Origin of the sequence: Streptomyces changchenzhani (assembly GCF_039766235.1) — a bacterium.
Lineage (GTDB): Bacteria > Actinomycetota > Actinomycetes > Streptomycetales > Streptomycetaceae > Streptomyces.
Genome location: NZ_JBDHNH010000007.1, coordinates 92069 through 114203, shown reverse-complemented (window position 1 = coordinate 114203; position 22135 = coordinate 92069). Strand labels below are relative to the sequence as shown.

General features: G+C 71.1%; 18 protein-coding genes. 9 read left to right on the top strand and 9 right to left on the bottom strand.

What is annotated here, in order from left to right; translation table 11 throughout:
• Positions 1 to 3: 3 nt before the first annotated feature.
• From ABCR94_RS22395 to rsmH, 4 genes are read right to left on the bottom strand one after another with little or no spacing between them, the layout of a single operon-like run.
• The gene (locus tag ABCR94_RS22395; protein WP_347121570.1) at positions 4 to 1704 is read right to left on the bottom strand and encodes a UDP-N-acetylmuramoyl-L-alanyl-D-glutamate--2,6-diaminopimelate ligase; all 1701 of its coding nucleotides are present in this window, start codon (positions 1702 to 1704) and stop codon (positions 4 to 6) included.
• Positions 1705 to 1717: 13 nt separating this feature from the next.
• Positions 1718 to 3685 (bottom strand): peptidoglycan D,D-transpeptidase FtsI family protein, encoded by a 1968-nt coding sequence (locus ABCR94_RS22390; RefSeq protein ID WP_347121569.1) that lies wholly within the window; start codon positions 3683 to 3685, stop codon positions 1718 to 1720.
• Between the two features lie 4 nt (positions 3686 to 3689).
• The gene (gene ftsL / locus ABCR94_RS22385) at positions 3690 to 4265 is read right to left on the bottom strand and encodes a cell division protein FtsL (protein ID WP_347121567.1); all 576 of its coding nucleotides are present in this window, start codon (positions 4263 to 4265) and stop codon (positions 3690 to 3692) included.
• Positions 4262 to 5218 (bottom strand): 16S rRNA (cytosine(1402)-N(4))-methyltransferase RsmH, encoded by a 957-nt coding sequence (rsmH, locus tag ABCR94_RS22380; protein ID WP_347121565.1) that lies wholly within the window; start codon positions 5216 to 5218, stop codon positions 4262 to 4264. Before rsmH ends, ftsL begins: the two co-directional genes overlap by 4 nt.
• A gap of 420 nt (positions 5219 to 5638) precedes the next feature.
• Here rsmH and ABCR94_RS22375 point away from each other — a divergent pair, with 420 nt between their 5' ends.
• The 4 genes from ABCR94_RS22375 (at position 5639) to ABCR94_RS22360 (ending at position 11351) form a co-directional block, all read left to right on the top strand.
• Positions 5639 to 6202 (top strand): beta-class carbonic anhydrase, encoded by a 564-nt coding sequence (locus ABCR94_RS22375; RefSeq protein ID WP_347121563.1) that lies wholly within the window; start codon positions 5639 to 5641, stop codon positions 6200 to 6202.
• 234 nt (positions 6203 to 6436) lie between these two features.
• The gene (locus ABCR94_RS22370) at positions 6437 to 7498 is read left to right on the top strand and encodes an AAA family ATPase (protein WP_347121562.1); all 1062 of its coding nucleotides are present in this window, start codon (positions 6437 to 6439) and stop codon (positions 7496 to 7498) included.
• The gene (locus ABCR94_RS22365) at positions 7498 to 8928 is read left to right on the top strand and encodes a DUF58 domain-containing protein (protein ID WP_347121561.1); all 1431 of its coding nucleotides are present in this window, start codon (positions 7498 to 7500) and stop codon (positions 8926 to 8928) included. Before ABCR94_RS22370 ends, ABCR94_RS22365 begins: the two co-directional genes overlap by 1 nt.
• Positions 8925 to 11351 carry a transglutaminase TgpA family protein gene (locus tag ABCR94_RS22360; RefSeq protein ID WP_347121559.1) on the top strand — a complete coding sequence of 809 codons (2427 nt, stop codon included), beginning with the start codon at positions 8925 to 8927 and terminating at the stop codon, positions 11349 to 11351. The genes ABCR94_RS22365 and ABCR94_RS22360 overlap by 4 nt, the downstream gene beginning before the upstream one ends.
• A gap of 402 nt (positions 11352 to 11753) precedes the next feature.
• On the opposite strand, the gene ABCR94_RS22355 is transcribed toward ABCR94_RS22360, so the two are convergent.
• The 3 genes from ABCR94_RS22355 to ABCR94_RS22345 all read right to left on the bottom strand — a co-directional run bounded on the left by ABCR94_RS22355 (position 11754) and on the right by ABCR94_RS22345 (position 13831).
• Positions 11754 to 12146: an SCO2097 family morphological protein gene (locus tag ABCR94_RS22355; RefSeq protein WP_347121557.1), complete on the bottom strand. Its 393-nt coding sequence runs from the start codon at positions 12144 to 12146 to the stop codon at positions 11754 to 11756.
• A 272-nt stretch (positions 12147 to 12418) separates the two neighbouring features.
• On the bottom strand, positions 12419 to 13189 hold the full coding sequence (locus tag ABCR94_RS22350; protein WP_347121555.1) for a class I SAM-dependent methyltransferase: 771 nt from the start codon (positions 13187 to 13189) through the stop codon (positions 12419 to 12421).
• 105 nt (positions 13190 to 13294) lie between these two features.
• Positions 13295 to 13831 (bottom strand): SAV_6107 family HEPN domain-containing protein, encoded by a 537-nt coding sequence (locus ABCR94_RS22345; protein WP_347121553.1) that lies wholly within the window; start codon positions 13829 to 13831, stop codon positions 13295 to 13297.
• Between the two features lie 153 nt (positions 13832 to 13984).
• On the opposite strand from ABCR94_RS22345, the gene ABCR94_RS22340 reads away from it, so the two are divergent.
• The 5 genes from ABCR94_RS22340 to ABCR94_RS22320 all read left to right on the top strand — a co-directional run bounded on the left by ABCR94_RS22340 (position 13985) and on the right by ABCR94_RS22320 (position 20119).
• The gene (locus ABCR94_RS22340; RefSeq protein ID WP_347121551.1) at positions 13985 to 14794 is read left to right on the top strand and encodes an ATP-binding cassette domain-containing protein; all 810 of its coding nucleotides are present in this window, start codon (positions 13985 to 13987) and stop codon (positions 14792 to 14794) included.
• Positions 14766 to 16934, top strand: coding sequence for a YhgE/Pip family protein (locus ABCR94_RS22335; protein WP_347121550.1), 2169 nt, complete (start codon positions 14766 to 14768; stop codon positions 16932 to 16934). The genes ABCR94_RS22340 and ABCR94_RS22335 overlap by 29 nt, the downstream gene beginning before the upstream one ends.
• Before the next feature lie 11 nt (positions 16935 to 16945).
• A complete protein-coding gene (locus tag ABCR94_RS22330; protein ID WP_347121548.1) occupies positions 16946 to 17554 on the top strand; it encodes a TetR/AcrR family transcriptional regulator in 609 nt (202 codons plus the stop codon).
• 362 nt (positions 17555 to 17916) lie between these two features.
• On the top strand, positions 17917 to 18531 hold the full coding sequence (locus ABCR94_RS22325) for a DUF4126 domain-containing protein (protein WP_347121547.1): 615 nt from the start codon (positions 17917 to 17919) through the stop codon (positions 18529 to 18531).
• A gap of 55 nt (positions 18532 to 18586) precedes the next feature.
• Positions 18587 to 20119 (top strand): phytoene desaturase family protein, encoded by a 1533-nt coding sequence (locus ABCR94_RS22320; protein WP_347121545.1) that lies wholly within the window; start codon positions 18587 to 18589, stop codon positions 20117 to 20119.
• Positions 20120 to 20230: 111 nt separating this feature from the next.
• Here ABCR94_RS22320 and ABCR94_RS22315 read toward each other — a convergent pair whose 3' ends face one another.
• Both ABCR94_RS22315 and metF read right to left on the bottom strand, forming a co-directional pair.
• Positions 20231 to 21061 (bottom strand): hypothetical protein, encoded by an 831-nt coding sequence (locus ABCR94_RS22315; RefSeq protein ID WP_347121543.1) that lies wholly within the window; start codon positions 21059 to 21061, stop codon positions 20231 to 20233.
• A 52-nt stretch (positions 21062 to 21113) separates the two neighbouring features.
• Positions 21114 to 22031 (bottom strand): methylenetetrahydrofolate reductase [NAD(P)H], encoded by a 918-nt coding sequence (metF, locus tag ABCR94_RS22310; protein ID WP_347121541.1) that lies wholly within the window; start codon positions 22029 to 22031, stop codon positions 21114 to 21116.
• Positions 22032 to 22135: the final 104 nt, after the last annotated feature.

The window sequence follows — 22135 nt, the reverse complement described above, 5'->3', positions numbered from 1 at the left end:
TGGTCATCCCTGGGTGTTCATAATCGCGGCGCGAAGCACCTGGCGGTCGTCGAAGGGGCGTACCACTCCTGCGATGTCCTGCCCCTGCTCATGTCCCTTGCCCGCGACGAGTACGGTGTCGCCGGGCTTGGCGCGCGCCACGACCGTGGCGATCGCGGCAGCCCGCTCGGCCTCGATCAGGACTTCGCCGCGCTCGTGCGCGGGCACCTCGGCTGCGCCCGCGAGCATGGCGGCGAGGATCGCGAGAGGGTCCTCGGAACGGGGGTTGTCGGAGGTCAGTACGGCGGTGTCGGACAGCCTGGCGGCGGCGGCGCCCATCGAGGCCCGCTTCTGCTTGTCGCGGTCGCCGCCGCAGCCGAGGACGATGAGCAGCTTGCCCTCGGTGACCTTGCGCAGCGCGCGCAGAACCGATTCGACAGCGTCCGTCTTGTGCGCGTAGTCGACGACCGCGAGGTACGGCTGGCCGACGTCCACGCGCTCCAGGCGGCCCGGCACACCGGGGACGGCGGCGATGCCGTCGGCGGCGGTCTGCGGGTCGACGCCGGCGACGGCGAGCGTAACGATCGCGGCGAGGGTGTTGGCGACGTTGAACGGGCCCGCCAGCGGGGCGGTCGCGGTGACGCGCTCCCCCTTGGGGCCGACGGCCGTGAACTCACTGGTGAACGGGCCGACGTCGACGTTCTCGGCCCGCCAGTCGGCGTCCGGGTGGCCCTCAGCGGAGAACGAAGTGACCGGGACACCCGACTCGGTGATGAGCCTGCGGCCGTACTCGTCGTCGAAGTTGACCACGCCGACCCGGCTGCGCTCCGGCGTGAACAGCCGTGCCTTCGCCTGGAAGTAGTCCTCCATGCCGGAGTGGAATTCCATGTGCTCGGGGCTCAGGTTGTTGAAGACCGCCACGTCGAAGACGCAGCCGTCGACCCGGCCGAGCACCAGCGCGTGGCTGGAAACCTCCATGGCGACCGCCTTGACGCCGCGCTCGCGCATGACGGCGTACAGGGCCTGCAGGTCGGTTGCCTCGGGGGTGGTGCGTTCGGACTTGATGCGCTCGTCGCCGATGCGCATCTCGACGGTCCCGATGAGGCCCGTCAGCGCCGGCGACTCCTTGTTCTCGGCGGCCTCCGCGGCCTCGGCGGCCCGCAGGCCGCCCTCGACGAGATACGCGGTGGTGGTCTTGCCCGACGTGCCGGTGATACCGATCTGGAGCAGGTCCTCGCCGGGGTGGCCGTAGATCTCGACGGCGATCTCGCCCATCCGGCCGCGTGGGTCGGCGACCGAGAGGACCGGCAGGCCGGTCGCGGCGGCCCGCTCCAAACCCGCCGGGTCGGTGAGGATCGCGGCCGCGCCGAGGCTCGCCGCCTGGGTGACGAAGTCGGCCCCGTGGAGACGGGCCCCGGGCAGCGCGGCGTACAGATCACCCGGCCTCACCGCACGGGAGTCGTGGGTGATGCCCGTGACCTCGGCCGCACCCGGGGATTCGATGCCCAGCCGTGCGGCCAGCTTCCCTACGGGTGTCGGGCGGACCTGGACCGGCCTGGGCGCTCCGGGGTACGTCACCGGGGCGTCCTTCTGGGTGGTTTGGGACTGATCAGCGTGTGGCACGGCGGTGAGCGTACCGGGCCGACCCGGCCTGCCGCGAAGTGAGGGGGGCGGGTCGGTGGATGGGTTCTGCCGGTTCCCGGAATCGCGGGTGATCGTTGTCACTGATGGTCCTGAGTCACTCGCCGGGCTGGAAGGACACCGGCAGCCGCGCGGGGGCGGTGCCGCTCGGGGCGACCTGCTGGGTCTTCAGCGCGAATTCCATGACCTGCTTGTAGATGGGACCGCAGATCTGGCCGCCGAAGTAGCTGCCCCTGGTCGGGTTCTGGATGGCGCAGTACACGGTGATGCGCGGGTTGTCGGCGGGCGCGATGCCGGCGAAGGACGCCGTGTAGCCCTTGTAGCGGCCGGTGGCCGGATCCACCCGGTTGGACGTGCCGGTCTTGCCGCCGACGCGGTAGCCGGGGATGCGTGCCTTGGTGCCCGTTCCCTCTTCGTCGTCCACCACGGACTCCAGCATCGACGCCAGGGTCTTGGCGGTCTTCTCGCTGACCACGCGGGTCTTCTTGGGCGCGGGGGCCGGGGTGAAGCGGCCGTCGGGGCCCTTGGAGCCGCGGACCAGAGTTGGCTCGATCCTTACGCCGCCGTTGGCGATCGTCGAGTAGACCGAAGCGGCCTGCATGGCGTTGAGCGACAGGCCCTGGCCGAATGGGATCGTGTACTGCTGCGAGGTGCTCCAGTCCTGCGGCTTGGCGAGGATGCCGGCCGTCTCACCCGGATAGCCGAGCCCGCTGGGGCTGCCCAGGCCGAACTTGCGCAGATACGAGTGGAGGACCTGGTTGGCCTCCGCACGGGTCTTGCCGAGCTGCTCGGTCGCGAGGATCGTGCCGATGTTGCTGGACTTGGCGAGTACGCCGTTGAGCGTCAGGTACCAGGTGGGGTGGTCGATGTCGTCCTTGAACAGCCGGTCGCCGCGGTGCAGCCGGTTGGGCACGACCACGTGGGTGTCGGGAACCGCGGCGTTCTCCTCCAGTACCGCGGCCATGGACATGACCTTGGCGGTGGAGCCCGGTTCGAAGGCGTCCTGAAGCGCCGCGTTGCCCATCGCGGCCGAATTGGCCTGCGAGAGGTCGTTGGGGTCGAAGCCGGGGGCGTTGGCCATGGCGAGGACCTCGCCGGTCCTGTTGTCCTGCACTATGACGTAGCCACGGTCCGCGGCGGACTTCTTCACCTGGTCGGCGATGGCCTTCTGGGCGGCCCACTGGATGTCACGGTCGATGGTCAGCTCGATGTCGGAGCCGGGCACCGCGGGCACCTCGCGGTTGCCCGCGGTGGGCACCCGGCGGCCGCCGGACTGCGCGTAGGTGATCTCGCCGTCCTTGCCCGCCAGCTCCTTGTTCAGCTGGGTCTCCAGGCCGCCACCGCCCTTGCCGTCGGCATTGACGTAACCCAGTATTCCGGCGCCGAGATCGCCGTTGGGGTAGACGCGCTTGCTGCTGGGCTCCTGGAATACGCCGGCGAGCACATTGGCGCCGGTGCCGCCGTTGGCCTTGTCCGTCCTGGCCTTCTCGGTGAAGACGCTTCTGAGGTCCTTGATCTGCTTCCAGATCTGCGGGGTCTGGCGGCGGGCCAGGATCGTGTACCTGCTCTTGGGCTTTCTGAGCTGCTTGGCCAGGTCGCCCTCGTCCTTGCGGAGGATGGGCGCGAGGAGCGCGGCGGCCTGCTCCGGCGTGTCGTCGGCCTTGCTGAACTTCGTGGTGAACATCGACGGGTCGGCGGTGATGTCGTACGCGTCGACGCTGGTGGCCAGCGCGATGCCGTCGCGGTCGGTGATCTCACCGCGCTCGGCGGCCAGCGTGGAGCTGGAGTACCGGTTCTTCTCCGCCTTCGCCGCGTACGCGCTCGCATCGACGGCCTGTACCTGGAGCAGCCGTACGACGAAGGCCAGCATGACCAGGGTCAGACCGAGGCCGACCAGCCGCAGCCGTGGCCTGGGACTGCCAAGCCGCAGGGAGCGTGCCGTTTTGCGCGCGGGGCGCGGGCGTCCCGCCGGGGGGCGCGCGGTGGATCTGGAGCGCCCCCCGCCCTGCGCACGCGCGGGGCCGGGTACTCGGCGGCGCGGTGTGGCTGGTTCCTTGGGAGGCACTGCGTCACCTGCCGGGTGTCGTGGTCGGCTGCGTGGACGGGCTCACCGGGACGGGAGCGGGGTCGGAAGCCGGAGCGGGAGGAGCCGTGGGCGAAGGCGTGGGCGGGGCGGACGACGCGGGGGGCGAGGCCGGGGCCACCGGCGCGGAGGGCGCCGCCGCGGGCGGCTGCGGAGCGGGCACGCTCAGCGCGGTGGGCTGGGCGACGGGCTCGGCCGACGCCTCGGTGGGCACGCCGCGGACCGTACCGTCCGGGTTGAGGAAGACGGGGCTGCCACCGGGCACCATGCCCAGCTCGCGCGCCCTGCGCTCCAGGGCGTCGGGCGCGTACCTGTCGTTCACGTCCCGCTGGAGCGCCTGCTCCTCGTCGGTCAGTTCAGTGGTCCGCTTCTTGAGCTCGCTCAGTCTGAACGAGCCCTCGTTGAGCGAGGAATTCAGCAGCAGCAGAGTGATGAGCCCACCGCCGAGAAGGAGCACGACCAGCAGCACGAAGGGGGTGCGAGCCGCCGTACTGGGACCCGAGGGCATCAGCTGCGACAACCTCGCGGCCCGCCCCTTCAACTGCTTGGCCGGCTTGCTCACAGCACGTCCTCCCGGATGCGCTGCGCGCCCCGCAGCCGGGCCGGAGCAGCCCGCCGGTTCTCGGCGATCTCCTCCTCCGTCGGCAGTTCCGCACCGCGTGTCAGCAGCTTCAGACGTGGCTGATAACGCTCGGGCACGACCGGCAGGCCGTGCGGCGCCGTGTTGGCGGCGCCCGCCGAGAACACGTGCTTGACCAGCCGGTCCTCCAGCGAGTGGTACGCCAGGACCGCGATCCGGCCGTCCACGGCGAGGGTCTTCACCGCCGCCGGGATGGCCCGCTCCAGCACCGTGAGCTCACCGTTGACCTCGATGCGCAGCGCCTGGAAGGTGCGCTTGGCGGGGTTGCCGCCGGTGCGCTTCGCGGCCTGCGGCAGCGCGTCACGGATCAGCGCGACGAGCCGGGCACTGTTGCTGAAGGGTTCGCCGTCGCGCTCACGCACGACCGCCGAGACGATCCGCTTGGCCTGCTTCTCCTCGCCGTACGCGCGCAGGATCCGCACCAGCTCACCCGGTGGATAGGTATTGAGCACCTCGGCGGCGCTGATGCCCGTCGTCTGGTCCATCCGCATGTCGAGCGGGGCGTCCTGGGCATAGGCGAACCCGCGGTCCGCCTCGTCCAGCTGCATCGACGAGACGCCGAGGTCGAACAGGATGCCCTGCACCCGTGGGACGGACAGCCGCTCCAGGACCTCGGGCAGCTCGTCGTAGACAGCGTGCACCAGGGTGGCCCGGTCGCCGAACGGCGCGAGCCGCTCGCCGGAGAGCCGCAGCGCCTCCTTGTCCCGGTCCAGCGCGATGAGCCGCGCCGAGGGGAAGGCGGAAAGCAGGGCCTCGCTGTGCCCGCCGAGGCCGAGAGTGCAGTCGACGACCACGGCTCCCGGTTCGGCGAGAGCCGGGGCCAACAGGTCCAGGCATCGCTGGAGCATCACCGGGACGTGTCGGGTCTGGCTCATGCGCCCTCTCAGGTAGCGGCGCGGTGGTACGTACGGCCTGGTCCCCGCCCGCTCTGCAGAAGGGGAAGTGGCCTGCCGGCGCCGGGGAAGTGGCGTCGGCCGACCGGCGAGCGGGAGGAGGCCGGGCCGTACGTACGCCGCGCACGCGGGAGTAACTTGCGGGATTCACGATGTGCGTGATGTGTCGTAAAGCAGTGTCCGTAAAGCAGCAAGGAGCGCTTCACGCCACCCACTTCGCGTCACTTTAGTCGACACGTCCTTCCGGTCAATCAACCGGCTGGCGCGTCGCGCGTGCGCGTTTTCACCCGTTCGGAGGAGGCACCACAACGCCTGTGGGTTACCTCACAACAAGCCTTGTTGACGTTCTTTGTCCCATCTCACAGCGGGCCCACCCCCACCGCGACCACTAACGTCTAGGGCATGTCGACTTCCCCGCACCTCCCCGCCGAGTCCGTCACCGCCGCGCCGGCCTCGGCGCGCACCGGAGGTACGGTCACCGACCGTCTCGTCGAGGCGAACCGCGAATACGCCGCGAGCTTCGACGACCCCGGTATGGACGCCCGCCCCGTGCTGCACGTCGCCGTGGTCGCCTGCATGGACGCGCGGCTCGACCTGCACGACGCCCTCGGCCTCGAACTGGGCGACTGCCACACCATCCGTAACGCGGGCGGCGTGGTCACCGACGATGTGATCAGGTCGCTGACCATCAGCCAGCGGGCACTCGGCACCCGGAGCGTCATACTGATCCACCACACCAACTGCGGTCTGGAAAGCCTCACCGAGGACTTCAGGCACGAGCTGGAGGACGAGGTGGGGCAGCGTCCCTCCTGGGCGGTGGAGGCCTTCCGTGATGTGGACCAGGACGTACGGCAGTCGATGCAGCGCGTGCGGACCTCGCCGTTCCTGCCGCACACCGATGATGTGCGCGGCTTCGTCTTCGAGGTGGCGAACGGGTTGCTGCGGGAGATCGATCCCGCCAAGTGATGTGAAGTGAGCCGCCAGAAAGACGGCAAATACCGGCATATCCGACCCAGTTATCCACAGGCGAGTGACACGAAGCGGTAACGGCAACAAGAATGCGGGAGTGACATCGCGCCGGAACCAATCCACGCGTGGTGTCCGTGTTTCGGGGTGGGCCGTTCCGTCGTTGTGGCGTCGGCCCGTGAATGGGGTATCCCCTGCTCCTCAAGAGCTTGGGGAAGGGCCGAGGAGGGCCGGGTGACGACCTATGACGATCGAGCGAGCCTCACTGATCTGACCACCACAGCGGAGCGTGTCCGCAGGTCGGTGGAGAGTGTGATCGAGGGCAAGCCGGAGGTCGTACGGCTTTCGCTGACCGTGCTCCTCGCCGAGGGGCATCTGCTCATCGAGGATGTGCCGGGCGTCGGCAAGACCATGCTCGCCAAGACTCTCGCCAGGTCCATCGACTGCTCGGTCCGGCGTATTCAGTTCACGCCCGACCTGCTGCCTTCCGACATCACCGGCGTGAGCATCTACGACCAGCAGCGGCGTGATTTCGAGTTCAAGCCGGGTGCGATCTTCGCCCAGATCGTGATCGGCGACGAGATCAACCGCGCCTCGCCCAAGACCCAGTCCGCGCTCCTGGAGTCCATGGAGGAGCGCCAGGTCACCATCGACGGCCAGACCTACGAGCTGCCCAGCCCCTTCATGGTGGTCGCCACGCAGAACCCGGTGGAGATGGAGGGCACGTACCCGCTGCCCGAGGCGCAGCGCGACCGTTTCATGGCGCGGGTGTCCATCGGCTATCCGAGCCCGGAGGCCGAGCTCCAGATGCTGGACGTGCACGGTGGTGTCTCGCCGCTTGACGATCTCCAGCCGGTGGCCCACGCGCACGAGATCCTGAAGCTGATCGACGCGGTCCGTGCGGTCCACGTGGCGGACGCGGTACGGCGCTACGCGGTCGAGCTGGTCGGCGCCACCCGCAACCACCCCGATCTGAGACTCGGCGCGTCGCCACGCGCGACGCTGCATCTGCTGCGCGCCGCGAAAGCCTCGGCCGCCCTCAGCGGGCGTGACTACGCGCTGCCCGACGACGTACAGGCGCTCGCGGTGGCGGTGCTCTCGCACCGGCTGCTGCCGACCGCGCAGGCCCAGCTGAACCGGCGCACGGCGGAGCAGGTCGTCCTGGAGATCCTCCAGCGCACCGCTGTGCCCACCGCGGCGGCGCCCGACGCCGGCCGCGTCGCGGGGCGTGTGACGCCGCCGCCGTCCGGCGGCCCGCTGTACGGAAATCAGCCGCCCGGCGTTCGGCGGCTGTGATGACGGCCGGGGAGCCCGCGCCGGTCGACGACGGCAGGGACCCGGACGGCAGGGGCGGTCTGCGCGCGGCCCTGTCCGGGCTCACCACCCGCGGCCGCTCGTTCCTGGCGGCCGGCGTCGCCGCCGCGGTCTGCGCGTACGCCCTGGGCCAGAGCGATCTGCTGCGCGTCGGGCTGCTCCTTGCCGTGCTGCCGCTGGTGTGCGTGGCCGTGCTGTACCGCACGCGCTACCGGGTCGCGGGCAGCAGGCGCCTCGCGCCGTCCCGTGTGCCGACGGGCGCGGAGTCACGCGTGCATCTGCGGATGGACAACGTCTCGCGGCTGCCCACCGGACTGCTGATGCTGCAGGACCGGGTGCCGTATGTGCTCGGGCCGCGGCCCCGGTTCGTGCTGGACCGGGTGGAGGCGGGTGGGCGGCGCGAGGTGTCCTACCGGGTCCGCTCCGACCTGCGCGGACGCTACCCGCTTGGCCCGCTGCAACTGCGGCTGACCGACCCCTTCGGCATGTGCGAACTGACCCGTTCCTTCAGCGCGTACGACACGCTGACCGTGATCCCGCAGGTCGAGCCGCTGCCCGCGGTGCGGCTCGCGGGCGAGGCCTCGGGGTACGGCGACGGGCGCAACCGTTCGCTGGCACTGGCCGGCGAGGACGATGTGATCCCGCGCGGCTACCGGCACGGCGACGACCTGCGGCGGGTGCACTGGCGTTCCACCGCGCGCTACGGCGAGTTGATGGTCCGCCGCGAGGAGCAGCCGCAGCGGGCCAGGTGCACGGTGCTGCTCGACACCCGGCGCACCGCCTACCAGGGGGCCGGCCCCGACTCGGCCTTCGAGTGGGCGGTGTCGGGGACGGCGTCGGCCTTGGTGCACATGCTCGAACGCGGCTTTTCGGTGCGGCTGCTGACCGACACCGGCAATTCGGTGCCGGGCGAGGGGGCCGGCGGTTTCGCCGGGGCCACCCAGGAAACGGCCGACTCGTCCGGGCTGATGATGGACACGCTCGCCGTCGTCGGGCACTCGGACGAGGCCGGCCTGTCCCGGTCGTACGACGTGCTGCGCGGCGGGAACGAAGGACTGCTGATCGCCTTCTTCGGTGACCTGGACGAGGACCAGGCGGCGGTGGCGGCGCGGATGCGCCAGCGCGGCGGCGCCGCCGTCGCGTTTGTCCTGGACAGCGCCACCTGGGTGCAGGGCCAGGACGGTACGGACGCCGGGCAGCCCGGCGGGCGGGTTCCGGCGAAGGTCCCCGTGGAGGTCTCGGCGCGGGCCGAGGACCGGGTCAGACCACTGCGCGATGCGGGGTGGACGGTGGTGACCGTGCCGCCCGGCGCCTCGCTCGCCGATCTGTGGCGACTGGCGGAGCGACAGCGCGCGGGTTCGGGGGCCTCTCCCTCGGGCGGCGCGGGGGGGACAACTGGGGGTTGGTCATGAGCGGTCGCGGAAGGCTGACACTGTGCGCCACGGCGGCCACGCTGATGGCTGCGGGCGCACTGCTGCCACTGATCGAGAGCGCTTCCTGGTACCTCCAGGTCGTGCTGCTCGTGTCGGTCCAGGCGGGAGTGGGCGCGATCGCCAGGCGGGTGCCGCTGGCCCGGGTGCTGACCGTGGCGGTGCAGGCCCTGGTGACGCTGGTGGCGCTCACCATGATGTTCACGATGGACGAGGCGATCGCCGGTGTGCTGCCGGGGCCCGACGCGTTCAAGGAGTTCGGCGGGCTGCTGTCGACGGGCGCGGAGGAGGTCGGGCGGTACGCCATCCCGGCGCCGGCGACCGACGGCATCAAGCTGATGCTGGTCGCGGGCGTCGCGCTGATCGCTCTCGCGGTCGACACGCTCGCCGTGACGTTCCGCAGCGCGGCGCCGGCCGGGCTGCCGCTGCTCGCGCTCTACTCGGTCGCCGCCGGGCTCTCGCCGGGCGGCGCGGGCTGGGCGTGGTTCCTGCTGGCCGCCACCGGCTATCTGCTGCTCCTGCTGTCCGAGGGCCGTGACCGGCTCTCCCAGTGGGGGCGGGTATTCGGCGGCGCGCCACGCGCGGCGGGCCGGACGGCTGCCGGGGCCGACACCGCGGGCGGATCCGCACATGCCCCGGTCCGTACGGGCAGGCGCATCGGTGTGGTCGCGCTGGGCATCGCCCTGGTGGTACCCGCCATGCTGCCCGCGCTGGACGGCGGGTTGCTGAACACCGCCGGCTCCGGGGGCGGCGCGGGCACCGGCGGCGGCACCATCTCGGCGGTGAATCCGCTGGTCTCGCTGCAGAACAGCCTGAACGAGCCCGAGGACCGCGAGGTCCTGCGGTACCGCACGAACGCGGACCGTACGCAGGACCTGTATCTACGGATCGTCGCGCTCGACCAGTTCGACGGCGCGGCGTGGAAGTCCTCGGAGCGCCGGATCAACGACGTACCGGAGCGGCTGCCCAGCCCGCCGGGACTCAGCCCCGATGTCAGGGCAACCGAGATCAACTCCAATGTCTCGGCCGCCGGTTGGTACTCCCAGACCTATCTGCCGCTCCCCTATCCGGCGACGAAGGTGGACGTCGACGGCCGCTGGCGCTACGAGCCGACGGGCCGCACTCTCGTGGGCGACCGGGGCCAGAACACGCGCGGTGCGCGGTACTCGGTGAGCAGCCTGATAGTGCAGCCGACCTCCCAGCAGTTGTCCGGAGCGGCCCCGGCGCCGTCGGGGCTGCTCCGCGAGTACACCGAGGTCCCCGACTCGCTGCCGGACGTGGTCAGGTCGACCGCGCTCGATGTGACGCGGGGCGCGGCGAACGACTACGAGCGGGCTGTCAGGCTCCAGGACTGGTTCGCCGCGGACGGCGGGTTCACCTACGACACGCAGGTCCGGTCGGGCAGCGGAACGGCCGCGATCTCGCGTTTCCTCAGGGACAAGGAAGGGTTCTGCGTCCACTTCGCGTTCTCGATGGCCGCGATGGCCAGGACCATGGGTATTCCGGCGCGGGTGGCGGTGGGCTTCACCCCCGGCACCTCGCAGCCGGACGGCACCATGTCGGTCGGCCTGCGCGATGCGCACGCCTGGCCGGAGTTGTACTTCGAGGGCGTGGGGTGGACGCGGTTCGAGCCGACGCCGTCCCGCGGCTCGGTGCCCGACTACACCCGCGCGGACACCCCGGCGGGCCGCGCGTCCGAGGCCGCGCGGCCTCGGCCCAGCGCGTCGGCCGCACCGTCGGCGGCGCCCAGCGTCTCCGAGAGCTGCCCCGCGGACCTCAGGAAGCAGGGCGACTGCGGCGCGGCCGCCGCACAGGGCGGGGCAGGCCCCACGGACACGGGGACACCGGTCGGCACGGTGATCGGGGTGGGGCTGGCCGTGCTGCTCGTGGCGCTGCTGCCACTGCTGCCACTGCTCTGGCGAACGCGGGTCCGCGCGCGACGACTGGGCTCAGGCGGGCGCACCCTCGCGGACGCGGACGCCCGGACGCTGGCCGCCTGGCGTGAGATCACCGATTCGGCGTGGGACTACGGCATTGCGCCGGACGAGTCACAGACACCGCGCAAGGCCGCCGCACGCATCGTGCGCCTCGGCGGCCTCGAAGGCACACCCGCCGAGGCGGTTCACCGGGTGGCGGGCGCGGTGGAGCAGGTGCTCTACGCGCCGCGACCGCAGGCCGTGAGCGGGCTCGCCGAGGATGCACAGCGCGTACGGGCGGGTCTGCGGGCCGTCGTGGGGCGGTTGGCACGCCTGCGAGCAGTGCTCGCGCCGCGCTCGGCCGTCCGGGTGGTCTGGGAGCTGTCGGAGCAGTGGAGCGCCGTGGCGAACCGGTGGGGAACGCGCCGCTGGAACCTGGAGCGCTGGGCACTCGCCCTACGGCGCCGGCCGTTCCGCCAGCGGGGCTGAAGGGGCCTGGCTCACGGGTCCGGGGCCGGGCGTACGGGGCCGGGCCCGGGGCCGGATTCGGGCAGGTCTGGGCCCGGGTCCGGGCCGACGCGGGGCCGGGGGCTGCTGCCGGCCGGGGGCCGAGGTCGGCCCGACTGAGGCGAAGGCCGGGCCGCCGGGAACGGGCCGTGCTGACACCGGGGCCGTGCTGACGCTGCGAGCCCCCGCTCACGAAGCGGGGCGGGCCCAGCCGCGACAAGGGCAGGGCCAGGGCTGACACGGCAGGGCCGCGCTGATGCCCGGCGGGCCGCGAGGCCGGGGCGGGCCGGGCATCACAGGGCATGCGTGAGGGGTGACCGCCCGAAGGCGGTCACCCCTCACTGGTACTTCAAGTATGGGACGGTGCTGTGCGGCGGCCGGTTGTCACTGACCCTGTTGTTCGTCGCGACGGCGCTGCCATCGCTGCTCGATTCGGCCCATCATCGACCGGCGCTGCCTAGTCTGGCGGCCGGCCGCCGGATCAGAAGCCGACTGTTCACCCGGCTTCGGGGCCTTGCGCCAGCCAGTGACCGCGAGTACCGCGCAGCCGAGCATCACAAGGAAGCCCACCACGCTGACCCAGATCTGCTGTGCGACCATTCCGGCCATGAGGAGCGCGATACCCACCAGGAAGCCAGCGACTGCTTGGTAGACCCGTCGTCGGGTATACGTACGCAGCCCGCTTCCCTCGAGCGCTGTCGCGAACTTGGGATCTTCGGCGTACAGCGCTCGCTCCATCTGCTCGAGCATTCGCTGCTCGTGCTCCGAGAGCGGCACGGAGTCCTCCTACTCGTCGGTCGCGGGGGGCGACCGTTTGCGGCCCTTTCAGAATAGGCAGGGAATCGCCCCCGTGAAACCCGCCCTCTACGCCAAATAACCAATCCGGGCCGCCATGCCGTTTCAGCTGCCTGAGGCGTGCATTCCCCATTCGCCGACCCGTCATGCCGGATGGTGTCCCTCGATCATACGGGGCGAGAGGCCTGATCGGACGGCCTGTGGCGTACTCCATGCATGACTGCGTCGCTGATCAGCCACCGTCGGCGTCCACTTCAGCCCGCGTCGGGCTGCCGCTTCTCGCCCAGAACGTGGAGCTGGGTGGCGATGGAGTGGAAAGCGGGCAGCTCCGCGACCGCGGCTTCGAGTTTGAGCAGGGCCTCCTGGGCGCCGGGCTCGGTGTCCACCAGAACCCCTGGTACGAGGTCCGCGAAGACCCGCACACCGTGCACTGAGCCGACTTCCACACCGGCCGCCCGAGCCAGCTCGGTGAGCTGGTCGGCGGTGAAACGGCGGCCCGCCGGGTCGCCCTCGCCCCATCGCCCGGCCGGGTCGGTGAGTGCCTGCCTCGCCTCGGTGAGATGCCCGGCAAGCGCCCTCGCGAGGACGGCGCCTCCGAGTCCGGCGGCGAGCAGGCTGAGCGTCCCGCAGGGGCGGAGCGCGTCCACCGCGTTGCGCAGGCCTTCGGCAGGGTCGTCCAGGTATTCGAGGACGCCGTGGCACAGGACCGCGTCGTACTCCTCGCGCTCGACCACGTCGAACAGGCCGTGGACATCGCCCTGCACACCGCGCACCCGCTCTGCCACGCCCGCTTCGGCGGCCCTGCGCTCCAGCGCGAAGAGCGCGTTGGGGCTGGGGTCGACGACAGTGACGCGGTGGCCGAGGCGGGCGACGGGCACCGCGAAGTTGCCCGTGCCGCCGCCGGTGTCGAGGACGTCCAGGGCGTCCCTCCCGGTCGCCTTGACCCTGCGGTCGAGGCCGTCCTTGAGGACCTCCCAGACCACAGCGGTACGGAGAGAGGCGCGGGGGCGCATCGGGTCCGACACGGCAGTTGACTCCTCGGCGCGGCGCCGCCGCGGGCGGCGGGGCGGTGAACAGTGCGGGGGCTAAAAGGCCCTGCCCACCCTATTGCCTTCCCCAGCCTGTCCGGCTCACCCCGCGTCCGGGTGATCCGCCCGCTCCGTGCGGGGCTGCGGCAGCACCGGGTCGAGGACGAGCAGCCGCTCGACCAGGCGCAGGAACATGGCAGCGTCACGCAGCAGGTCGTCAGCGTCCCTGGTGCTCGCCGCTCCCTGTATGCCCGCCTCGGCGCGCGCCCGGCGGTCGGCGCCGGAGGCGAACAGGGCGCTCCACTCGTACAGCTCCGGCGCTATCTCCGGGAGGACCTCCCAGGCACTGCGGATGCGCTGCCGCCGGCGCGGCCCGATCTCGGGGCGGCCCCGGGCCGCGAGAACCGCGGCCGCGGTGCGCAGGGCGGCCAGATGGGCCGTGGCGTACCGCTCGTTTGACGTTTCGAGGCCGGCTGCCTCTTCCAGGCCGCTACGGGCCTGGGCGAGCAGATCGAGGGCGGCGGGTGGCGCAGTGGCCCTGCGCAACACGGGGTGGACGTCACTCGCCGGGCCGTTGGGTGAGGGTGCAGGGCCGGTGACGCGGCGCCGGTGTGCGGCAGCTGCGGACGTGCGAGCCATGACGAACCTCCTGTCGTCGTGTGACGGCACTGTGGCCGTATGTGTCCATCGTGAGGGACACCACTGACAATCCGGCCTGACCTGGCCTTTTGCTTCGATCGCAGGTTCGAGATACTTTTGCACTGACTGGTCAGTCTAAAAGAGGGAGGGCTCGTGGACAGCCCAGCGCACGGGGCAGCTGTGTCCGCCGACGACTTCGGCCTGAAGGGGCCGCGCGGCTGGGCCTTCCGGGGCGTACGCGTCGAGGCGGAGCCCGGCGCACTCGTCGCCGTCGAGGGCCCGTCCGGCTCCGGCCGTACCTGTCTCCTGCTCGCCCTCACCGGCCGCATGCGCCCCACCGAGGGCCGCGCGGAGGTGGGCGGCCATCACCTGCCCAAGGAGCTGGGCGCCGTACGCCGCTTCAGCGCGCTCGGCCCGGTCACCGGTGTCAACGAACTCGATCCCGCCCTCACCGTGGCCGAACATCTCCGTGAACGCGCCCTGCTGCAGGGCCGCTACGACGGTTCACTGCGCGCGCTGCTGCGCCCGCGCACCGTACGCGCCGCGGAGGCACAGGCCAGGATCGACGCCGCGCTCGACGCCGCCGGTCTGGATCTGGCGACGCTCCCCAAGGGACCCCGCACTTCGGTACGGGACCTGGAGCGGCTGGAGGCGCTGCGGCTGTCCGTCGGTCTCGCGCTGATGAGCCGCCCCCGGCTGCTCGCCGTCGACGACGTGGGCATGAAGCTCTCCGACGTTGAACGCGCGCTGGCCTGGGAGCTGCTGCGCTCCATCACCCGGGAGGGGACCACCGTCCTGGCGGTGTGCACTGAGGCCCCCGACGACGCGCTGCGGGTCACTACCGCGGACGCCGGCGCCACCGAAGGCACAGACAGCGGCGTCGGCACCGACGCCACCACCACCGACACCACCGACACCGAAAAGGGGGCGGACGATGCACTCGCCGAAGCTGGCCGCGCTTGAGCTGAAGCGGTTCGGCAGGGGGAAGCTGCCACGTGCCGCGCTCGTCGCGCTCCTGCTGCTTCCGCTGCTGTACGGCGCGCTGTACCTGTGGTCCTTCTGGGACCCGTACGGCAAGCTCGACCGGATACCCGTCGCGCTGGTCAACGACGACAGGGGCGCCACCGCCGCCGGCAAGAAGATCGCCGCGGGTGACGAGATCACCGGAAAGCTGCGCGACAGCAAGGTCTTCGAGTGGCACGAGGTGAGCGCCGACGAGGCCGACAAAGGTGTGGAGGACGGGGCGTACTACCTGTCGCTGACCATGCCGTCCGACTTCAGCAAGCGCATCGCGTCCAGCTCCGGCGACGTACCCGAGACCAGCGCCCTTCAGGTCCGCACGAACGATGCCAACAACTACATCGTCGGGCAGATCTCCCGGACGGTCTTCTCCGAGGTGCGGACGGCCGCGTCGAAGAACGCCTCCCGCTCGTTCCTCGACAAGATCTTCATCTCCTTCTCCGACATCCACGACGAGACGGAGAAGGCGGCCAAGGGTGCCTCCGAACTCGACGGCGGGGTCGGGAAGGCGAAGAAGGGCTCGGGCGAGCTCAAGAGCGGGCTGAACAAGGCCAAGGACAGCACGAAGGCCCTCGCGGACGGTCAGAAGGACGCCAAGAAGGGCAGCGGCGACCTCGCCCGCGGGGTGAAGAAGCTACACAAGGGCTCCGGCGAGCTGAAGAGCGGTACGCGCCGGGTGGCGGACGGCACGCAGACGCTGGCCGACAAGGTCAACGGGATCTCGGGCGCGGTCCGCCCGTATCTCCAGGACAACGGGAAGACGGTCGGTGACACGGCGCGGCTCGTCGCCGACAGCACGCAGGTGGTACGCGACCGGCTCGGCACGCTCGTGGAGAAGGCGCCCGTCGCGGCGGCGGGCTCCCGGACCGCCGCCACCGAACTGCACAGCGTGTACACCGCGCGCTGTGTGGACCAGCCCGTCCCGGACCTGGCCTGCCCCCAGTTGAAGAAGGCCGACAAGGCCGCGGCGGACGCCGCCGTGATCTCCGGGGACGTCAACGCGCTCGTCAAGGACCAGGGCTCCGACCTCAAGCAGCTGGACAGGGACCTGGCGAAGCTGCAGAAGCAGGCGCGCGAGCTGTCGGTGCGCGCCCCCCATCTGGACGAGGACCTGAACGGCGCCGTCGCCAAGGTCAACGCGCTCAACACCGGTGCCAAGAAGGTCGCGAAGGGCGCGGCCAAGCTCGACACCGGCCTGGCCACGGCGCAGAACGGCGCCGTCGACCTCGACCGCGGAGTCGGCAAACTGGACACCGGCGCCACCAAGCTGGACACCGGCGTCGGCAAGCTCAAGTCCGGTGCTGGCAAGCTGGACGGCGGCCTGATCAAGCTCTCCGACGGTTCCGGCGAACTGGCCAATGGACTGCACAAGGGTGTCGGCAAGATCCCCGACTACGGCAAGAGCGACCGCGACGACCGCACCGAAGTGATGGCCGACCCGGTCCAGCTCGCCTCCCAGTCGATGCACCGGGCCCCCAACTACGGCACCGGCTTCGCCCCGTACTTCATCCCGCTGTCCCTGTGGGTCGGCGCGATGGTGGCGTACATGCTGATCCAGCCGCTGAACCGCCGCGCACTCGCGGCCGGTGCGTCGGCCTGGCGGATCGCCTTCGCCGGCTGGCTGCCGGTGGCGGCGCTCGGGGTGCTGCAGAGCGCCGCGCTGCTGTCCGTACTGCACTGGGCGCTCGGGCTGCAGATGGAACGGGCCGCCGGGACGGCCGGCTTCCTGGTACTGGTGACGGGCTGCTTCGCGGCGATCGTGCAGTGGCTCAACGCCCGCTTCGGCGCGGCGGGCCGGATCCTCGTCCTGGCGGTACTGATGCTCCAGCTCACCTCGGCGGGCGGTACGTACCCTGTACAGACCAGCCCGGACTTCTTCAACGCCATCCATCCTTTCCTGCCGATGACTTACGTCGTGGAGGGGCTGCGCAGGCTGATCACCGGCGGTGGCCTGGAGCCCGTCTGGACGGGCAGCGTGGTGCTGCTCGCCTTCACCGCCGGGGCGCTGGCACTGACCGCCGTCTCCGCGCGACGCAAGCAGGTGTGGACGCTCGACCGTCTTCACCCGGACCTCAGCCTGTGAGAATCGTGTCCATGGAAAGCAGCAGAACGCGCCGCGAAGGCACCCGGCAGAAGCTCTACGAGGCAGCTGTCACGCTCATCGCGGAGCAGGGTTTCTCCTCGACGACGGTGGACGAGATCGCCGAGCGCGCCGGGGTCGCCAAGGGCACGGTCTACTACAACTTCAAGAGCAAGAGCGAGCTCTTCGAAGAGCTGCTGCGGCACGGCGTCGGCCTGCTCACCGCGTCCCTGCAGGCCGCGGCCGACGAAACGGAGGAACGGGAGGGCACCAAGGTCGAGGCCCTCGACGCCATGATCAAGGCGGGGCTGGTCTTCATCGACCGCTATCCGGCCTTCACCCAGCTGTACGTCGCCGAGCTGTGGCGCACCAACAGGGCCTGGCAGTCGACACTCCTGGTGGTTCGGCAGGAGGCGGTCGCCGTCGTCGAGACGGTGCTGCGGGAAGCCATCGAGAACGGTGAGCTGAGCGAGGAGATCGACATTCCGCTGACGGCGGCGGCGCTGGTCGGGATGGTGCTGGTCGCGGCGCTGGACTGGCAGGCGTTCCAGCGGGAGCGGACGATCGACGATGTGCACGCGGCGCTGTCGCGGCTGCTGCACGGGCGCGTGAGCGGCCGCTAGCGTCGGCGCGCCACCGCCCGGGGCAGGGGCGCGTGCTCACACGAATGCGCCGGTCCGGTGAAGCTCGATCCCCCCGAGCTTCGCCGGACCGGCGTTTTTTCGTCCCCCGTGCTCCCCCGTGCTCCCCCGGCGGTCCCCCGACCCCCGTTGGTCCTCCCCCGTGTACTTCGGGGGTGCCGCGCCGCTCCGCCGCCCCGTGTCGGCGGTATCGGCGCTGCGCCCCTTCCGTGGTCCCCACTCTGCCGTCTGCGCAGGTGGCGGCCCATCCGCGTAACTACTCATCTCGCCCACTAGGTACGGATACTCACCCGTGCGTGCTCAACCTCAGTCCGGCGGGACCGCGACTGGTTACGATCACGTCCGTGTCCGTACTCCCCCTCGTCTTCACCAGCGGCTGGGCCAGCGGAATCAACGCCTACGCGGTGATCCTGCTCTTCGGCATCTTCGGCGCGACCGGGCTCACCGACGAGGTGCCCGAGTCGCTTCAGCGCCCCGACGTCCTGATCGTCGCCGGGGTGCTCTTCCTGTGCGAGGCGGTCGCCGACAAGATCCCGTACGTCGACTCGGTCTGGGACTCGGTGCACACCGTGGTCCGGCCGGTCTCGGGCGCCGTCGTCGGCGCGCTGCTGGCCGGGCAGAGCGGTTCCCTGCCCGAGCTTGCGGCCGGTGCGGTGGGCGGCTCGACAGCGCTCCTGAGCCACCTGGTCAAGGCCGGCACCCGGATGGCGGTCAACACCTCGCCCGAGCCGTTCAGCAACATCGCCGTCAGCACGGCGGAGGACCTGGGCGTCGCCGGGATCATCAGCTTCGCGATCTTCTACCCGGTCGCCGCCGCGATCATCGCCGGGACACTGCTCCTGCTCGGCCTGGTGATACTGATTTTCCTCGCGGCGAGGATCCGGCGGTTCCGGCGGCGCAGAGCACAGCGGCGCGAGGAGAAAAGGCTCGGGCTCGGCACTCCCCGGTCTCCCGGCTGAGCTGTCGGCCGGGCTGTCGGCCGGGCTGTCAGTGGTGGCCGATAAAGTCTTCGGCATGGCACGGATTGCGGTGATCGGCGCCGGCATGGGCGCGATGGCGGCCGCTGCCCGGCTGGCCGTCGCGGGCCACCGGGTGGCGGTGTACGAGCGCGCGTCGACATACGGCGGCGCGGTGGGCCGCTTCGAGCGGGACGGCTTCGCCTTCGACACGGGGCCCGGTCTGCTGCAGTTGCCCGCGGTCTACCGGGACCTGTTCGCCAAGACGGGCAAGGAGTCCCTGGAGCAGTGCGTGGGGCTCACACCGGTGGACCCGGCCGCCCGGCACCTCTTCGCCGACGGTACGGACGTCTCTCTGCCCAACGCCTCGCGTGCGGGGGTCGTCGCCGCGCTGGACTCGGCGCTCGGCGCGGGGGCGGGCGTGCGCTGGGGCGAGTTCCTGACCCGCGCCCGCGACGCCTGGGACCGGACCAGACGGCCGCTCCTGGAGGAGCCACTGCGCCCGGACCGGCAGGCCCTTGCCCGTGACCCGTATCCGTCGGTGCCGCACCGCCGGGTCCTGCGGCGCAGCCGGGCGGCGGGCACGCTCGCGGAGGTTGGTGAGTGGGAGTTGTCGGACCCGCGTCTGGCGGCCCTACTGGAGAGTTACGCCCTCGCGTACGGCCTCGATCCGCGCGACGCCCCCGCGTCCGCCGCCGTGCTTCCGTACATGGAGCAGACCTTCGGCAACTGGTACGTGGCCGGCGGGATGCGGGAGCTGGCGAGGGCCCTGTACGAGCGGTGCCTGGCGCGCAGGGTGGAGTTCACCTTCGGCGCCGAGGTGCGCGGCCTGCTGGAGAAGGAGGGCCGCGTCGCGGGAGTGGAGCTGGCCGACGGCACCGCGGTCGACGCGGACTCGGTGGTCGCGGCCGTCCACCCGTCCCGGCTGAGCGCGCTGCTGCGCGGGCCGGACCAGGAGCTGTTCGCCGAGGACCGGGTCCGGCGCGATGGTCCGCGCGGCAGGGCGGGCCGGGTCACGGTCTGCCTGGCCCTCTCCGGGCCGCGGGACCCCGGCGTCGCCCATCGCACCGTGGTGCACACGGCGGGCCGCGACGACGAGCTGCGCGGCCTTTTCCACCGCGGCCACGAGGACTCCGCCGCCCGGCGACCCACCGTGTGGGTCTCGCGCCCCGACGACCCGGCGCTGCGGCCGGACGCCGCCCACGAGGCCGTCGTGCTCACCGCCGCCGCACCGCCCCCGGACCGGTGCGACTGGTCGGCGCCGGGTGTCGCGGACACCTGGGCGGACGAGATGACCGCCGTCGCCGGGGCGGCGATGGAGGGCCTGGCCGGTCGTGTGCTGTGGCACGAGGTCCGCACTCCGGCGGACACCGCCGACGCGACAGGCGCTCCGGAGGGCGGTATGCCCTCACCGGCCCTGGCGGGCGCGGGCGGCGCGTATCTGGCACCCGCCAACACGACTCGGCTGCCCGGTCTTTACTTCGCCGGAGGCTGGGCGCATCCCGGCGGCGGACTGGCGCACGCCGGGATGTCGGGGGCCCTTGTCGCGGGCCTCATCGTCGAGGGCGACGGCTTTCGGGGCTCACAGTGAACGGGCAGTGGGCCCGCATCGGCGAACGGCGGGTGAGTGATCCGGTCCCGGCCCCTGATCCGGAGGAGCTGAGACCGGACGGCCCGTTCCGTCAGTAGCGGTGCTGCTCGTTCAGTAGCGGTACTGCTCGTTGTAGCCGGTGGAGTCGTAGCCGTTCTGGTACGGCTCCTGGGGCGGCTGCTCCCCGCCGAAAGGCTGCTCCCCGCCGTAAGGCTGCTCCCCGCCGAAGGGCTGCTCGCCGTCGCGCTGCTGCGGGACCCAGACCCCGCCGGGCGGCGTCTCGTTGTAGCCCTGCTGGCCGCCGTAACCGTTGTCGTACTGCCCGCCGTACTGCTGGCCGCCGTACTGCTGGGTGCCGATATACGGGTCGGAGTAGGCGGCGTACTGCTGCTCGCCGACCGGGTAGTCGTACTGCCCGACGTAGTTGTCGTGCTGCTGGGGGTCCGGCTGCTGGTATCCGGAGTAGGCGGTGTCGTACCCGGCGAACACCTCGTCCCGGGACTGCGTCGCCGCGTACGCCGCGTCGTTGTAGATGGCGTACTGCCCGGTCTCGTCCGGCAGGGGCTCCGGCTCGTACACCGCCTCCGCCTGCGGGACCGGCTCGTATGCGAGGTCGGAGACCTCCAGGGAGGGCTCCTTGTCGGCGACGCGCCCACTGCCGCGCTTGCGGCGCCGGCTCTCGCCGGGCTTGCCGCCGATCGCCCAGCCCGTCGAGAAACCGCGGCGGAAGGACAGCGTCACGTACAGCTGCCCGATCGCGAAGGCGACGGCTCCCGCTGCGATCACGAAGACGGAGGGCAGCAGGACTCCGATCACCACGCCCAGGAAGCCGGTGAAGGCGAGCAGCCGCCAGCGCAGTCGCGCCTTGTACTGCAGCAGCACTTCACCGAGCAGCCACAGCGCTACGACTCCGAACGCGATGTAGAGGACCGTCCAGCCCATGTACGCCCCTCCTCGTACGACCGCCGCTTCTGGGACACGGCAGGCACTGCTGTCACGACTGCTCGTGCAGTCCGAGATTCTCGTAGATCTCAAGCGTCGCAGTGGAGTTGTTCAACGTGATGAAGTGCAGTCCGGGCACACCCTCGGACAGCAACGTCGCACAGAACTCCGTCGCGAACTCGATGCCAATGGAGCGTACAGCCGCCGCATCGTCCTTGACCGCGAGGAGCCGCTCTTTCAGAGCCTCCGGGAACGACGCGTTGCTGAGCTGACTGAACCTTTCGATCTGTTTGACGCTGGTCACCGGCATGACCTCCGGGATGATCGGAGTCTCGCAGCCCGCCTGCGACACGCGGTCGCGCATCCGCAGGTAGTCCTGCGGATCAAAGAACATCTGCGTGATCGCGTAGTCGGCACCGGCCCGGCACTTGTCCACGAAATGGCTGATATCAGCCTCCCAGTCGGCTGATCGCGGGTGCATCTCGGGGAAGGCAGCGACGCCCACGCAGAAGTCGCCCGACTCCTTGATCAGCCGGACCAGGTCCGCCGCGTACATCACGCCTTTCGGGTGACGGACCCACTCGCCCATCGGGTCGCCGGGCGGGTCGCCGCGCACGGCGAGGATGTTACGGATGCCCGCGTCGGCGTACTGCCCGACCATGTTGCGCAGCTCGGCGACCGAGTGGTCGACGGCGGTGAGGTGCGCGACCGGCGTCAGGGTGGAGTCGGCGGCGATCTGCTGAGTGGCCTTGACCGTGCCCGCGCGGGTGGAGCCGCCGGCGCCGTAGGTCACCGAGACGAAGCTGGGGGCGACTGCCTCGACGCGGCGCAGCGCGTTCCAGAGGTTGCGCTCGCCCTTCTCCGTCTTGGGCGCCCAGAACTCGAAAGAGTACGAGGTTTTTCCGGTCGCGAGCATGTCGCGAACCGTTCGTGCGCGATCAGTCCTGGTGGAAGCAGTGCCAAAGGCCATACCGGCAGGTTAGCCAGGGGCGCGCGCGAACCCCCAACCAGAGCGACGGTTATGACCGTTTTGCCGCTTTGCTGTCCACCCTTCGGACACTTACCCGGCACGTC

Bases quoted from the DNA above. Each gene is read 5' to 3' on its own strand.
- ABCR94_RS22365 (WP_347121561.1), top strand. From the start codon at position 7,498: ATGACGGCCGGGGAGCCCGCGCCGGTCGACGACGGCAGGGACCCGGAC.
- rsmH (WP_347121565.1), bottom strand. From the start codon at position 5,218: ATGAGCCAGACCCGACACGTCCCGGTGATGCTCCAGCGATGCCTGGAC.
- ABCR94_RS22375 (WP_347121563.1), top strand. From the start codon at position 5,639: ATGTCGACTTCCCCGCACCTCCCCGCCGAGTCCGTCACCGCCGCGCCG.
- ABCR94_RS22360 (WP_347121559.1), top strand. From the start codon at position 8,925: ATGAGCGGTCGCGGAAGGCTGACACTGTGCGCCACGGCGGCCACGCTG.
- ABCR94_RS22345 (WP_347121553.1), bottom strand. From the start codon at position 13,831: ATGGCTCGCACGTCCGCAGCTGCCGCACACCGGCGCCGCGTCACCGGC.
- ABCR94_RS22315 (WP_347121543.1), bottom strand. From the start codon at position 21,061: ATGGGCTGGACGGTCCTCTACATCGCGTTCGGAGTCGTAGCGCTGTGG.
- metF (WP_347121541.1), bottom strand. From the start codon at position 22,031: ATGGCCTTTGGCACTGCTTCCACCAGGACTGATCGCGCACGAACGGTT.
- ABCR94_RS22335 (WP_347121550.1), top strand. From the start codon at position 14,766: ATGCACTCGCCGAAGCTGGCCGCGCTTGAGCTGAAGCGGTTCGGCAGG.
- ABCR94_RS22330 (WP_347121548.1), top strand. From the start codon at position 16,946: ATGGAAAGCAGCAGAACGCGCCGCGAAGGCACCCGGCAGAAGCTCTAC.
- ABCR94_RS22320 (WP_347121545.1), top strand. From the start codon at position 18,587: ATGGCACGGATTGCGGTGATCGGCGCCGGCATGGGCGCGATGGCGGCC.